Raw genomic sequence first — 13877 nt, forward strand, 5'->3', positions numbered from 1 at the left:
CAGATTTTTGTTATCTCCATCTTTTAGCACTTTAGTTAATTATTATTGTGTGCACTCCCAGTGGTTTTGGATGTGATACATTAAATAAATCTTTTCGGTATAATATTTTTGTAGAATCGCAGATTACTTGTCATCGGGTCTTATTTTGGGTCACAGTCTTATGAAAGAAAACATAGCAATCGAGAGGGCAGATTACCATCTTAAAATTGTTCATGAAATCAGCGATCTCGTAAATCAAGCGGTTGGACTGAACACCATACTAAATGGTGTCGTCAATAAGATTAGCGATTCGCTTCACTTCGATGTTGTCTCGGTTTACATTTGGGATGATAACAACAGAGAACTATTATTACGATCTACCAGAGGTTTGAATATAGATCCTGGGAATCCCGTAAGTTTAAAGCCCGAAGAGGGCCTTACAGGACTGGTCTACGAAACACGAAGAACATTGATTGCCATGCCGGCCTCTGGACACCCTCGTTATAAATATTTTGAAGAAATTGGCGAGGAAGAATTTGAAAGTTTCATAGGTGTTCCGATCATTCTTCAAAACAAGTGTTTGGGTGTTTTAGTGGGTCAGACAAAAGAGAAGAGGCTAATAAATCCAGCGGAAGAGACACTATTTCAGATCATCGCTTCAAGGCTTGCGGGACTCCTAGAAGTTGCCGATAGACTCGAAAGGATTAAACCACCTTCCATGATTAAACATGAAACGATCACTTATCAGGGGAAGGGTGTTTCCGGTGGATTCGCTTATGGGAAAGCGTACATTTTTAGAGGCCTTTTTCAACATTTACAAACCGATAAGCTACCCTCTTCTTCCGTACGAGAAGAAAGATCACGTCTGCTAAAAGCGTTTTTAAATGTAGAGAATGATTTGAAGACCCTCATAAACGATCTTAAAGCAAAAAGCATATTATCTGATAGTGAGATAGATATATTCAAGGCTCAGTTATTGATACTGAAGGATTCTAAATTTAGAAACACTATCTTAGAAAAGCTCGAGGGGAAACAGATCACAGCCGAGCAAGCTGTTGTAGAAGGAATAGAATCGATAGCAGAGCACTTTGAAAAGCTTGACGATAGATACCTAAAGGAACGAGCTCAAGACTTTCGTGACATCGGAGAAAAGATTCTACATGATCTTATGAAGTCAAAGGGAGAAGAACATTTATCACATGGAATCAGTGATGGTTCTATAATCGTTGCACATGATCTCGGTCCCTCATTCCTGGCAATGCTAGGTAAAGATAAGGTTTCGGCAATAATCACTGAAAAGGGAGGGGAGACTTCCCATGCTGTTATTATTGCAAAGTCTTTTGGGATTCCCGCCGTCGTGGGGATTGACAATATCTGTAACCTGCTAAAACCGGGCGACAGGCTCATTGTGGACGGAAAAACGGGATTTATCTTCTCAAACCCTGACGATAGTCTCATAACTGAATATGAGAACAATTATCGAAAGCTCATCAGCTTAAAACAATTAATTGAAAGGGAGGGGGCAAGCAGTGATAGTGATCATTTCCCCATAAAACTTTCTGCGAATATAGCGTTTCCGATTGATGTAGAAATAGCCAAGCAGCACAAAATGCGAGATGTTGGTCTTTATAGAACAGAATTTACATTTGCCCAGTTTAAAAAATGGCCAATGGTGGAGGAGCAGATAGGTATCTATGAAAATATAGCAAAACATTTTGAGGGTTACATAACGATCAGAACACTTGATATCGGTGCTGATAAGACCGTATCATATTTTGATTTTCCAAAAGAAGAAAACCCGCTGCTTGGTCTTAGAGCGATAAGATTCTCAATGGAATACCTTGAACATTTTCGCGAACAGATCAGAGCGATTTTATTAACTGCAAAAAAAGGTCACGTCATCAAAATTCTTCTTCCCATGATATCTAACATATGGGAGGTCGAAACAGCAAGGAGTCTGATTGAAGAGATAGGCAGTGAAGTTGGAATAATTAGTTCGGAATTACCTAAGCTGGGGGTGATGATGGAAGTACCCGGCATGCTTTATCAATTTAATGATTACAAAGACTTGATTGATTTTGTGTCTGTTGGCACTAACGATTTAATCCAATACCTTTTGGCCGTAGACAGAAACTCGAATGTAGTTGGCCACTTGTATTCTGAATTTCATCCTTCAGTTCTGAGGATGCTCGACGATATTTTTCAGAACTTGGCGTCCATGGGAAAGGAGACCTCAATCTGCGGAGAGATGGCAGGAACGCCTACCGGTGCACTGGCATTGGTTTCGCTCGGTTATAGTAATCTCAGCGTTTCTCCTTCTCGTGCACCGGTCATAAGATTTTTATCTAAAGGAATAAATAAAGGTCTTTTAGTGGATGTGCGATCTAAGATACTAGGCGAGAGGAAATTAAGTGAGATTAAGGGTTACTTGAGTGATATAGTTGAATCGATCGATCCAGCCTTGTTGGAGTTTTAGTATTCTTTAATTAAAATTTCATTTTATACAGTATGTATCTTTAAAATTTGAAACGATTTAGTTATATTTACGACCAGTAAATTTTCAAACTCTCATCACTTCTTAAAATAAAATCATGATCAAGAAAGTACATGTAATATTGTTTTTTGTAACCCTTGTTACGACTTTCATTTCCGGATTTTTTCAGGGTGGAAGTATATCTAGCGGGATATCGTTTTCTGCAGCCCTTATTTTCATTCTTGGTACACATGAGATGGGGCACTTTTTGTATGGAAGGAAATATGGAGTCAATATCACCCCGCCTTATTTTATCCCTGCTCCGCCCTTTATATCTCCCATCGGTACATTTGGTGCTTTCATAAAGATCAAATCTCCTATATCTACAAAAAGAGCATTGTTTGATATAGGAATAGCCGGACCGCTGGCTGGAATAATCGCGGCTATTCCCATTATTATTGTCGGCATAAAGCTATCAACAGTGGTTGAGACAACCAGCAAATCGTTAGACCATGGACTTACGCTTGGTTCTCCTCTGATATTTTCTTTAATTTCAGACAGTATAATCGGTAAAATTCCGGAGGGTTATGATCTTCTTCTTCATCCGGTGGCCTTTGCGGGTTGGATCGGTCTATTTGTAACTGCGCTTAATTTAATACCTGCCGGACAGCTTGACGGTGGACATATTATGTACTCTATTTTCTCGAAAAAGTGGCACCAGAGAACCTCGATCATTATTATCCTAGTCCTTCTTTTGTTCGGTATAGGCACAAAGCCGATAATTCAATATTTTCAGTCTGATTTAAATGCTACAACTCTGTATAACTACAAAGATATATTTGACTTCGAGGGATGGGCGGGATGGTTAATGTGGGCGGTTCTTTTGACGTTCATGGGCACAAAGCATCCTCCGACAATGTATGACGACATTCAGCTTGATGGAAAGAGAAAGTTTTTCAGCCTGATTGCTTTGTTTATATTCATTGGCTGTTTTACTCCTATGCCTATAAGGATTTAGTGGCTAGTTGCTTGATGAATTGAATGACTTAAAGTTTTTTTGAAAGGATTGAAAATTCAATAATTTTAGGTATTTTCTTTACTTCATTAGTCAGCTGGCATTCGTATCAATTTTCATGACGACATGGGTGTTGAGTCAGTGGATATGTGATTTCAGTTAATAAATCGCACGTCAGAAGGAGGAAGACAAGTGTCTAAAGAAACTCTAACTATCACCGATAATAGGACGGGTCAAACTTACGAGATTCCCATAGAACAGGATACTATTAGGGCAATCGATCTTCGCCAAATTAAGGTTTCAGAGGGGGACTTTGGCATGATGAGTTACGATCCGGCTTTTAGTAATACCGCCTCTTGTAAGAGCACGATAACTTTCATAGATGGAGATAGAGGAATTCTATCATATCGTGGGTATCCGATTGAGCAACTGGCGGAAAAAAGCAATTATTTGGAGGTCGCATATTTGCTTCTTCACGGGGAGCTTCCTTCGACGTCAGAATACGAAGAGTGGGTCTATAACATAACACATCACACGTTCATACATGAAAATATAAAGAAATTCATGGATGGTTTCCGCTACGACGCGCATCCTATGGGCATGCTCTTGGGAACGGTTGGCGGACTTTCAACCTTTTATCCTGAGGCAAAAGAAATATTCGATCCTAAATTGAGGGAGATCCAGCTTCACAGATTAATTGCAAAGATGCCGACGATTGCTGCATTCTGCTATCGACACACAGTAGGCCAACCATACGTGTATCCAGACAACGACCTCAGTTATACGGGCAATTTCTTGAATATGATGTTTAAGATGACTGAAACAAAATATAAGCCGAATCCCGTAATAGAAAGAGCCATAGATATATTGTTTATTCTTCATGCAGATCATGAACAAAACTGTAGTACAAGTGCCATGCGAGGTGTAGGGAGCTCGCTTCCAGATCCTTATTCCTCTACTGCGGCTGCGATCGCTGCACTCTATGGGCCACTACATGGTGGTGCGAATGAGGAAGTTCTCAATATGCTGCAAGAGATAGGATCTAAAGATAAAATTCCACAATACATAAAAAGGGCTAAGGAAGGTGAGTTCAGATTAATGGGGTTTGGACATCGGATTTACAAGTCTTATGATCCGAGAGCAAGAATAATCAAACAGATAGCCCATGAGGTCTTTGAAGTTACTGGTAAGAATCCATTGCTTGACATCGCATTGGAGTTGGAAAGAATAGCCCTTGAAGACGAATACTTTGTGAAACGAAAGCTCTATCCTAATGTGGATTTCTATTCTGGATTGATATATCAGAGCATGGGACTTCCAACAAGCATGTTTACAGTTCTATTCGCAATAGCACGTACATCCGGTTGGTTGGCTCAATGGAAGGAGATGCTCCAGGATGAAGATAGAAAGATTGCAAGACCTCGGCAGATATATCTCGGCCGCGCCAGAAGGGATTACATCCCAATAGAGGAAAGGACCTGACGGAGGGTGTGGTCGACTATATTGCCTGAACTGGCGAAAGAAGAGACAGCTTTTTTTGAGAACAGAACGACCCCTTGAGGAAAGAAACCAAGTAACACTACAAAAACCACGCAGATGCCAATGCTTAATAACAGATTAATCGGTATTGGTATGGGTGAATTCATTTTTGTGTCACCTTCATCTATGTACATCTTTCTAGCGATGTTTAGATAGTAGAAAAGCGCTATAACAGTCATGAGTGCACCCAGGAATACGAGGGTTAAGTAGCCCGCCCTGGCTGCAGCTAAGAATATGTAGAGCTTCGCCCAAAAACCTACAACGAAAGGAATTCCTCCAAGTGAAAGTAAAAATATTATCATTGCGAGAGATAAAAAGGGTGAACGACGAGAAAGGTTTTTAAAGGAGTCAATTTCGTCATTTCCATCGGATCGATTTACAACTTCAACCACGAGGAAAGCACCCATATTTGCAAATAGGTACGATACAAAATAGAAAACACTCATTTCCAGACCAAGCAATGTCCCGGTGGCTAATCCCAAGAGTATATAGCCGATATGTGCGATTCCTGAGTATGCTAGCAGCCGTTTTATATTTTTTTGAGGCAACGCGAGCATATTCCCTATTATCATGGTGAATGCAGCAATCCAGAATGCATACATGGTCCAGCTGTGGGAAAGGGGATCCAGAGCTTCGAATAAGAAACGAAATAGTATTCCAAATCCTGCGATCTTTGGTGCAACTGAAAGAAATGCGACAAAAGGGGTTGGGGAACCCTCATATGTATCAGGAACCCAGAACTGGAAGGGGAATGCGGCTATTTTAAATCCAAAACCAGAAAATAAAAGTATCAGGGCAAGTGATCCCATCGAATCCGCAATGACCATTGACGAACCCGGAGTAGACCAAGATGTGGTTCCGGCGAGTGCATAGAAAATACCAATTCCCAAAAGTAACAGCGCAGATGATACTGTTCCAAATAAAAATATCTTTATTGCTCCCTCTGCGCTCCTTGGGTTTTCTTTTGAAAAACCAGCGAGTACATATAGTGGGATACTCATTAGCTCGAATCCTACAAATAACAAAAGCAGTTCCCTTGAAGAAACGACTATCATCATGCCAACAAGGGAAAATAACAGGAGCAGAAAATATTCACCCTCCCTTCCCATTTGGGATTTTGAAACATGGTCAATTGAACCCAGGACCGCTATTATGGTTGAGATAAGAAAGATCTGTTTTAGGGATATAGCAAATGAATCGTTGATAAAGGTTTGTGATAAGATTGTCCCTTGGAGATCTAGTGAAAGGCTAAGCACGAATGCGATTAATGATAAGATGAGTGTTGAGACACCTAAAATCAATTTCCTGTCCCTTGGTAAGAATAGGTCCAAAAAAAAGATCAATAGGATTCCAAAAGTTAGAATAGATTCCAAAAGCAATGGTTTAAACATTTACGCCATCCTTATATTTTTACTTCGCAAAAATATCTAGAAACTGTATAATGCTCTTGTTTATCGGATCTAGAAGCAGTTTAGGATATATCCCGAGTAATATCAGAACCCCCGAAAGAACAGTCGGAGCAATCCACTCAAAACCAACTGCATCTTTAAGTGATCCAATTTCCCTTGCCGGTCCGAAAAATATCCACTTCGAAACCCTCAACACATACACCGCAGTGATGAAAGCACCCAGCACGGCCGGAACGAGCCACCACGAGTATATAGACTTCCAGGCTCCTAAGAATACGAGTATTTCGGCAACGAAGCCACTCAGACCAGGCAACCCCAATGAGGTTAATGCACCAATCAAAAAGAAAGTGGCAATTCCAGGCATGGCCGTTGCAAAACCCCCCATCTTTAAGATTTCTCTACTATGAGCTTTTTCATAGATTAGCCCGACGAGAGCAAACAAAAGTCCTGTCATTATTCCATGCGAGAACATTTGAAAGATGGATCCATTGAGACCCATTTCATTCAGGGTTGCCGCACCAAGTAATACTATGCCCATGTGGGATACGGATGAGTATGCCACGACATATTTGAGGTCTCTTTGCCACATTGCTCCAAAGGCGCCGTAGACAATGTTTATCACTGCTATCGTCCCAATCAATGGAGAAAACGTTTCCGCAGCGTCAGGGAGTAAGCCCATTCCTATGCGGATTATCCCGTAAGCACCTAGTTTCATGAGCACACCTGCATGCATCATCGATACAGCTGTTGGTGCGGCCGCATGTCCATCCGGGGACCAGGTATGAATGGGCCATACCCCTGCAAGCGTTCCAAATCCGATATAGAAAAGGATCAGTACCCAATTTTGTGCTGTCTTACTGAAACCGAAATCCGCCAGTATGGTGTAGTTGAATGTTTGGAGCCCTGAGAAAATATAGAGTCCAAAAAATCCAACGAGGATAAATGCGGAGCCTAAGAGTAGATAAAGGGTAAGCTTCATCGCGCCGTATTCCTTGCTCCCTAGCCCAGTCATCTTTATTGCATTTGCAAAAATACCTTTCGGAATAACCTTGGCAGAGGTCCCCCAAATCCCTATCAACAAATACATGGGAAGTACCGCTAGTTCATAGAAGAGAAAAAATAAGAGCAGGTCAAATGATACAAATACACCAAAAACCCCGGTGGCTAGAAGGAGCAACAATATATAAAATTCTTTTCTCCTCATGGGTATGTTCCAGGAAGCGAAAAATCCGGTGATAAGAATTATAGAAGTTAAAAGGACCAGAGACAGACTGATCCCGTCTACGGCCAGATAATAAGAAAAACCAATGCTTGGCACTATCGGTAACTGCTCGATGAATTGAAAGCCGCCTGTAGATTCATTGTAGGTCCCGAAGGTATAGAGGCATGCCAAAAGGGAAATGGAACAAAAGAACAGTGTTGTCAGCCTTACACCAAGTTGAAACCTATCGGGCAGAAAGATAAGAATGATGGCCCCGATTAGCGGGGAGAGTACTATAATTGACAATATCGGAATGGATTCAGTTGTCATATTCCCCCCATCCTCTTATGATGGTCGGGCCTTGAATTTCTTTATAACTCTCTTTTTCGGTTAGGGTTCTCCCAATGTATGGTGTCAATAGCGACAAGATGAAAAACAATATGATCGCTATTATAATCCCATAAAGATAATCTTGAGTACGGCCTGTTTGTATAGTTCTTAATCTTTGTGAGGTCAATTTGGCGGAATATGCTATAAGGTTTACAAAACCATCTACAATATACCTGTCGAACCATCCGCATAAGCTCGATAGACCATCCAAAATGTTTCGATAGATCCACACGTAGGTGTCGTCTATCCAAAATTTTCTTTCCAACGCCAATGCAAACGGTGATAGTATGCTGTAGACACGGGCGGGGCTAAAATAACCCACCTGATAAAAGGACCATGCTAAAACAATTCCTGAGATTGAGACTATGAGGGGGAGATATTCCAGCAGGGTATGGTGTTCCTCGAGTCTGTAACCCAAAAAATTAAAGAATGTGGACGCTCCAAAACCGGCGAACATTGTTAGAATAGCAAGAATCCACATAGGGAGGCTCATTATCCATGGTGTTTTGCTCAAACTCTCTTGTGAGGATTCTCTATTTCCAAAGAAAACAACAAAAAAGGCACGAAACATATAAAACGCAGTAAGAAAGGCTGTTATAAGAAGGATAAAAAAGTGTATATCAAAGCCCTTTATATGCATCCACATAAGAATCTCATCTTTTGAAAAATGGCCTGCGAAGGGGAATACTCCAGACAAAGACAATGAGCCTATGAGAAATAGAATGGCTATATGTGGCATCCTTTTACTCAACTTGCCCATCTCCCATATGTTATTCGCATGGACTGCGTGGATTATGCATCCTGCAGCAAGGAAAAGCAGGGCCTTGAAAAAGGCGTGTGTAAAAAGATGAAAGAATGCTATACCCTTTCCACCTGTGCCAAGGGAAGCAAACATATAGCCAATCTGCGAAACCGTTGAATATGCTAAAATTCGTTTAATATCATTTTGAACAAGAGCAAGACTCGCACCCAGTAGGGAGGTTATTGTTCCTATCCATAGTACGGAAACGAGGACATCTGGTGTCAATTCAAACAGTGGAAAGAGACGCAGCACTAGATAAATACCGGCCACAACCATTGTCGCGGCGTGTATAAGAGCAGACACAGGGGTTGGTCCCTCCATCGCATCTGGAAGCCATACATGAAGCGGGAACTGAGCGCTTTTCCCGATGGCCCCCAAAAGAATTAGAAACATGCATACCGTAATTAATTGCTTTGAAATATCTGGGGCTTTTACAAAGAGTTCTGGGAGGAAGAAGGTGCCCGTAGCTCCCCATAGCAATACCATGCCAATAGCAAACCCAACATCCCCGAACCTGGTGACCCAGAAGGCCTTTACAGCTGCCCTTGAGGCTTCTGGCCTAGTGTACCAGAAGCCTATGAGAAGGTAGGAGCAAAGCCCGACCAGTTCCCAGAAGATATAAATTTGTAAGAGGTTTAAAGAAGCCACGAACCCGAGCATCGAGAATGTGAAAAGGGAATGGAAGGTATAGTACCTGCCCAGGCTTGGGGGAGATTCTTCACTCATGTAGCCAAGTGAATATACCTGTACGACCAGAGAAACGAGGGAAACAATAAAGAACATTATTAATACAACAGGATCGGTAAAGAAGCCGAATTCAATTTTTGAAAAGATATTTAATGGAATCCATTCGAATATAAACTCAGCCCTTGGATTAATCTTAAGCAAGACTACAGAGGATAGCGTAGAGATAAGTACTGCAATAATACTCAGACCGGAAGATACATTTCTATTCCTCCTCAAGGGAGGGATTAATGCATTAAGCGCAAAGGAAATGAATGGCGGGAGAAGAACTAAAATTAACAGGATTTGTGGCTGAGAAAGCATTTTTTATCCTTTCATCAAGTCAATTTCGTCGGCATAAACAGTTTTACTAAGGCGCTCGGCGAGCAAGAAAAGTGCTAGTCCCACAGCTATTTCTGCTGCGGTTATAGCTATTCCAAAAAGTGCTATTATTTGACCTGTTAATAACCCCATAGTCCATGCGATGCCGACAATGGCAAGGTTTGCGGCATTGAACATCAGTTCAATGCCAATGAGTATTCCAACAACATGCCTTCTACTCAGTACTCCAAAGAGACCGATAGAAAAAACAAGATATGACAGAAACAATATGTGATAGAGCGTCATGGTTATTGCTGACGCTCCTGTTTTTGTTCTCGACGCGCAATAACCAACGCCCCGATGATTGCTGCAAGTAAGAGTAGTGATAGCACTTCCAGCGGAAGAACCCAATCTTTAAAAATTAATTCTGAAAGCTTTCCTGAAGCACCGAATTCACCCAAGGGACTTGACGTTGATAAGGTACTAATCCTATGCGATTTGTATGTGAAAAAAAGAAGAATAAAAAGCAGGACAGCAGAAGCAATTGCTGCAGGAATAATATTACGATGCGTTGGTTCTGATTGGTCGTTACCCAATTTTTCAGATATAAGAAGCGCGAAGATTATCAACGTAATTATTCCACCCACGTATAGAAGTATCTGTATCCCAGCTAGGAGTTCCGCACCTAGCAAAAGGTAAAGTAAGGCTGTGAATATTAATGCCACAGCCAAAAAGATAGCACTCCTCAGAATACGCCTTGAGGACACAGACGCTACGGAAGAAAATAATAGGCCCAGAGCGAGTATAAAAAAGATTATGCTTTGCCCAGACATTTTGTCGAATCCATCCTCCTCATCTTACGTTAACTCTAATGTCGGATTATATCTTAACCTTCAAAATACGAATAATAAGATGCACGATTCATGATCCACGATCCGGATTTCTATCTCCATCCTGCATCCTGCATCATGTATCATGCATCCTGTAGAGTACCCTTTCTTACTTCACAATTTGACCTCGGCTTTCTTGGGCTCGTGTAATTTTTGCAATTTTATCCCGGTCGCCCACGCCGCTTCAAATAACTTTTCATTTTCCATAAGTCTCTTTTTATCAAGTATAAAATCTTCTCTTAGGACAACGGGGGTTGCCATTCCGCGAAGCATTACTATCGCGTCTGTAGGACAAACCTGAACGCACAATTCACATTGGATACAGGCTTGGAGGTCTAAAATAAAGCTCTTTGCCCATCCTCGACCACTATGCTTTTCTAATTCAACTATGATAATGTCCGATGGGCAAATTCTCTCACAAAGCTTACACCCAATACAATTTTCTTCTCCGGTTTCCCTATCAGTAGTTAAGGCGAATGTTCCTGCTCTCCATCTTTCGGGAATGGGCCTCTTCTCGATTGGATACTGTACGGTAACAGGCCTTTTAAAGATGTTTTTGAGAGTTATCCACAATGAGAACATTATGGCCTCAACTAATCTGATCTTGCTTACCTTCTTCGACATATCGTTTACATTCCTGCCTTTAGGCTTACCCATAGACCTGCCAAAAGAAGTATTATAAAGCTTAAAGGCGTTAGAATCTTCCAGTTAAACATCATCAGCTGGTCTATTCTAACCCTTAAAAAACTCCACCTTATCCATAAGATACCCAGAAAAACAGCCATGGTCTTAATTGTCATCCATAGCCAACCGGGAAGAATAGGGCCTAGAGGGCCCCCGAAAAAGAGTATGCTCACGAGCAGCGACACGGCCAGAAGATGAACATATTCACCCAAATAAAAGTATGCGAACTTCATGCCCGAATACTCTATGCTGAAACCTGCGACGAGTTCAGACTCTGCCTCCGACAGATCAAATGGCATGCGGTTGCTCTCCGCAAGTGCTGCGAGGAGCAAGATAAGGAAGGACATCTGTCCGATAACCGGAAAGGTAATGAACCAGTAACTTTTTTGGGCCTGTATTATATCCATAAAATCAAGCGACCCGGCGAGTATCGCAGGCACCAGTAGCGAAAACAGTAACGGTATCTCGTAGGCTACAATTTGTGCCGCTGATCTCAGAGAGGAAAGTAATGCATATTTATTATTGGAAGCCCAACCAGAGGAAAATACACCAATGACGATCAGCGAGCCGATAGCTGTAAAGTAAAGAAGTCCGAGATCCATATTTACTAGGACCCAATTTGCTGTGATTGGAAGAAAAGCGAAACCCAGAAGGCTAACGACTAGGATCCATGCGGGTGCAAAGTTAAATAGTAGCCCGTCTGCCTTTGCAGGCACGATGTCTTCTTTTGCAATCAGTTTTAAACCATCTGCAATTGGCTGAAGCCAGCCGTGGGGTCGGCCAACCAGATAAGGGCCGATGCGAGACTGAATGCGCCCGGCAAACTTTCTCTCAAGCCAGGTTAGATATGCTACAATACCTATTACAGCACCCAATAGTATTGCACTCTCCAGAAATCCCTTTATGAAAATCATCTGTCTACGTCTCCGAATACGGGATCTAGGGAGCCAAGAATAGCCACTGCGTCCGCCACGAGGTTCCCAGGTAGAATCTCCGAAATAAGCGCGAGATTCGAGAAAGATGGTGAGCGCAGTTTTAACCTGTAAGGCTTCGAAGTCCCGTCGGATACGACGAAAACCCCGAGCTCGCCACGAGGTGATTCAACGGCAGCATATGCCTCTGCCCCCTTTGGTGGCTTCAAGAGGAGGGCGCTCTTAAGGGGTTTTCTGGAATTTATTGGTCCTTCAGGAAGGCCTTCTAAGGCTTGAGAAACGATTGACAATGATTCGGAGATTTCAAGTATTCTTACGAGATACCTGTCGAAGACATCGCCCATGGTTCCAACGGGAATATTGAATTCAAATTCGTCGTATGCTGAATATGGCTTGTTCCTTCTGATATCATAAGGTATCCCCGTGGCCCTGATCACAGGACCACTGGCTCCTACTTCTTTTGCCAGCTCTTGCGTAACTATACCAATACCCCTGGTACGCTCGAGGAAGATGGGGTTGGTCTCAAGCATAGATCTATAGTCGTCTACCAGTTTCTCCAGATATTGTTTTAGGCCCATAACCTCCTTAGCAAAATCTGGATATACATCGTACCTCACCCCCCCGATTTGGTTCATGTTTGTATGAAACCTCGTGCCTGTTAGGGATTCCATCAGGTCAAGAACCTTCTCCCTATCCCTGAAGCAGTATAGAAATAGCGTCGTCCCCCCACCCATTGACCCTCCTAAATCGAGCCCGAAAGTACCTATTGCGACGAGGTGTGAGGCTATCCTCTGTAGCTCAGCCGTGATGACCCTGAGATAGCTAGCGCGCCTTGGAACCACTACGGTTGCGAGCTTTTCAACAGCGAGTACAAAGGCAAGAGAATTTGCGGTGGGGCAAAGATAGTCATCCCTTTCGTAGATAGGGGGTAGCATGTCATAATCGAGTGTCTCCGAGAGCTTTTCCACTCCACGATGCAGGTACCCTATATCCGGCACGACATTTAAAACGGTTTCTCCCCTCAGGTGTAGTTTCAACCTGAAGACACCATGGGTCGCAGGGTGTTGAGGGCCCATGTTAAGGGCCAGTTCACCGAATTCGCGCTCTATTATCCTTTCTTCAACATTTCCTTCCAAGCTTCATACTCCTTTCTTAGCGGACGGTACGGCAGCCTTGAGGTATCCATGGCATAGTCCTTTTTCAATGGGTGTCCCTCCCAATAGTCAGGGAGAAGAATTCTTCTGAGATCGGGGTGACCTGTAAAATTAACACCAAAGAGATCATATACCTCTCGTTCATGCCAGTTTGCACCCTTGTATATTGGAGTTATAGATGGTAACACAGGGTTCGAGGGATCAACTCTGACCTTAAAAATTCTATCCTCGCCAGTGTTAATGGAGTGTACTTGGTATATCACGTCAAGTTTATCCTGATAGTCCACGGCGGTTATGAACGATAAAAATTCGAAACCATCGTTTTTCAGGTTTTCTGCTTTTTGAAGTACTTCGTCAGGTGAGAC

At 42.3% G+C, this 13877-nt stretch carries 12 protein-coding genes; 3 read left to right on the plus strand and 9 right to left on the minus strand.

Translation table 11 applies throughout. The features are described 5' to 3' along the window. Window positions 1–160: 160 nt before the first annotated feature. The 3 genes from ptsP to VGA95_10435 all read left to right on the plus strand — a co-directional run bounded on the left by ptsP (window position 161) and on the right by VGA95_10435 (window position 4949). Complete coding sequence (gene ptsP / locus VGA95_10425) at window positions 161–2455, plus strand: phosphoenolpyruvate--protein phosphotransferase (GenBank protein ID HEX9666955.1); 2295 nt, start codon at window positions 161–163, stop codon at window positions 2453–2455. Between the two features lie 115 nt (window positions 2456–2570). Then, window positions 2571–3470, plus strand: coding sequence for a site-2 protease family protein (locus VGA95_10430; protein ID HEX9666956.1), 900 nt, complete (start codon window positions 2571–2573; stop codon window positions 3468–3470). A 189-nt stretch (window positions 3471–3659) separates the two neighbouring features. Further along, window positions 3660–4949, plus strand: a complete 1290-nt coding sequence (locus tag VGA95_10435) for a citrate synthase (GenBank protein HEX9666957.1) — start codon at window positions 3660–3662, stop codon at window positions 4947–4949. On the opposite strand, the gene VGA95_10440 is transcribed toward VGA95_10435, so the two are convergent. The 9 genes from VGA95_10440 to VGA95_10480 form a co-directional block, all read right to left on the minus strand. Next, window positions 4922–6397 (minus strand): NADH-quinone oxidoreductase subunit N, encoded by a 1476-nt coding sequence (locus VGA95_10440; protein HEX9666958.1) that lies wholly within the window; start codon window positions 6395–6397, stop codon window positions 4922–4924. The two genes, VGA95_10435 and VGA95_10440, sit on opposite strands and share 28 nt — an antisense overlap. A gap of 19 nt (window positions 6398–6416) precedes the next feature. Next, window positions 6417–7946, minus strand: a complete 1530-nt coding sequence (locus VGA95_10445; protein ID HEX9666959.1) for an NADH-quinone oxidoreductase subunit M — start codon at window positions 7944–7946, stop codon at window positions 6417–6419. After that, window positions 7936–9855 carry an NADH-quinone oxidoreductase subunit L gene (gene nuoL, locus VGA95_10450; GenBank protein ID HEX9666960.1) on the minus strand — a complete coding sequence of 640 codons (1920 nt, stop codon included), beginning with the start codon at window positions 9853–9855 and terminating at the stop codon, window positions 7936–7938. The genes VGA95_10445 and nuoL overlap by 11 nt, the downstream gene beginning before the upstream one ends. 3 nt (window positions 9856–9858) lie before the next feature. Further along, window positions 9859–10158: an NADH-quinone oxidoreductase subunit NuoK gene (gene nuoK / locus VGA95_10455; GenBank protein ID HEX9666961.1), complete on the minus strand. Its 300-nt coding sequence runs from the start codon at window positions 10156–10158 to the stop codon at window positions 9859–9861. A gap of 2 nt (window positions 10159–10160) precedes the next feature. Beyond that, on the minus strand, window positions 10161–10685 hold the full coding sequence (locus tag VGA95_10460) for an NADH-quinone oxidoreductase subunit J (protein ID HEX9666962.1): 525 nt from the start codon (window positions 10683–10685) through the stop codon (window positions 10161–10163). Between the two features lie 171 nt (window positions 10686–10856). Further along, window positions 10857–11399, minus strand: coding sequence for an NADH-quinone oxidoreductase subunit I (locus VGA95_10465; GenBank protein HEX9666963.1), 543 nt, complete (start codon window positions 11397–11399; stop codon window positions 10857–10859). Beyond that, a complete protein-coding gene (gene nuoH, locus VGA95_10470; protein HEX9666964.1) occupies window positions 11372–12340 on the minus strand; it encodes an NADH-quinone oxidoreductase subunit NuoH in 969 nt (322 codons plus the stop codon). Before nuoH ends, VGA95_10465 begins: the two co-directional genes overlap by 28 nt. Further along, window positions 12337–13434, minus strand: coding sequence for an NADH-quinone oxidoreductase subunit D (locus VGA95_10475; GenBank protein ID HEX9666965.1), 1098 nt, complete (start codon window positions 13432–13434; stop codon window positions 12337–12339). The genes nuoH and VGA95_10475 overlap by 4 nt, the downstream gene beginning before the upstream one ends. 32 nt (window positions 13435–13466) lie before the next feature. After that, the coding region (locus tag VGA95_10480) for an NADH-quinone oxidoreductase subunit C (protein HEX9666966.1) at window positions 13467–13877 on the minus strand (411 nt) is incomplete at its 5' end.

The organism is Thermodesulfobacteriota bacterium, assembly GCA_036397855.1.
In the GTDB taxonomy this organism is placed as follows: Bacteria; Desulfobacterota_D; UBA1144; order Nemesobacterales; family CSP1-2; genus DASWID01.

What these genes read in the sequence shown, in the direction of transcription:
- nuoL (HEX9666960.1), bottom strand. Translation starts at nt 9,855, where the DNA reads ATGCTTTCTCAGCCACAAATCCTGTTAATTTTAGTTCTTCTCCCGCCA.
- VGA95_10430 (HEX9666956.1), top strand. Translation starts at nt 2,571, where the DNA reads ATGATCAAGAAAGTACATGTAATATTGTTTTTTGTAACCCTTGTTACG.
- VGA95_10475 (HEX9666965.1), bottom strand. Translation starts at nt 13,434, where the DNA reads ATGGGCCCTCAACACCCTGCGACCCATGGTGTCTTCAGGTTGAAACTA.
- VGA95_10445 (HEX9666959.1), bottom strand. Translation starts at nt 7,946, where the DNA reads ATGACAACTGAATCCATTCCGATATTGTCAATTATAGTACTCTCCCCG.
- nuoH (HEX9666964.1), bottom strand. Translation starts at nt 12,340, where the DNA reads ATGATTTTCATAAAGGGATTTCTGGAGAGTGCAATACTATTGGGTGCT.
- nuoK (HEX9666961.1), bottom strand. Translation starts at nt 10,158, where the DNA reads ATGACGCTCTATCACATATTGTTTCTGTCATATCTTGTTTTTTCTATC.
- VGA95_10465 (HEX9666963.1), bottom strand. Translation starts at nt 11,399, where the DNA reads ATGGGTAAGCCTAAAGGCAGGAATGTAAACGATATGTCGAAGAAGGTA.
- VGA95_10460 (HEX9666962.1), bottom strand. Translation starts at nt 10,685, where the DNA reads ATGTCTGGGCAAAGCATAATCTTTTTTATACTCGCTCTGGGCCTATTA.
- ptsP (HEX9666955.1), top strand. Translation starts at nt 161, where the DNA reads ATGAAAGAAAACATAGCAATCGAGAGGGCAGATTACCATCTTAAAATT.
- VGA95_10440 (HEX9666958.1), bottom strand. Translation starts at nt 6,397, where the DNA reads ATGTTTAAACCATTGCTTTTGGAATCTATTCTAACTTTTGGAATCCTA.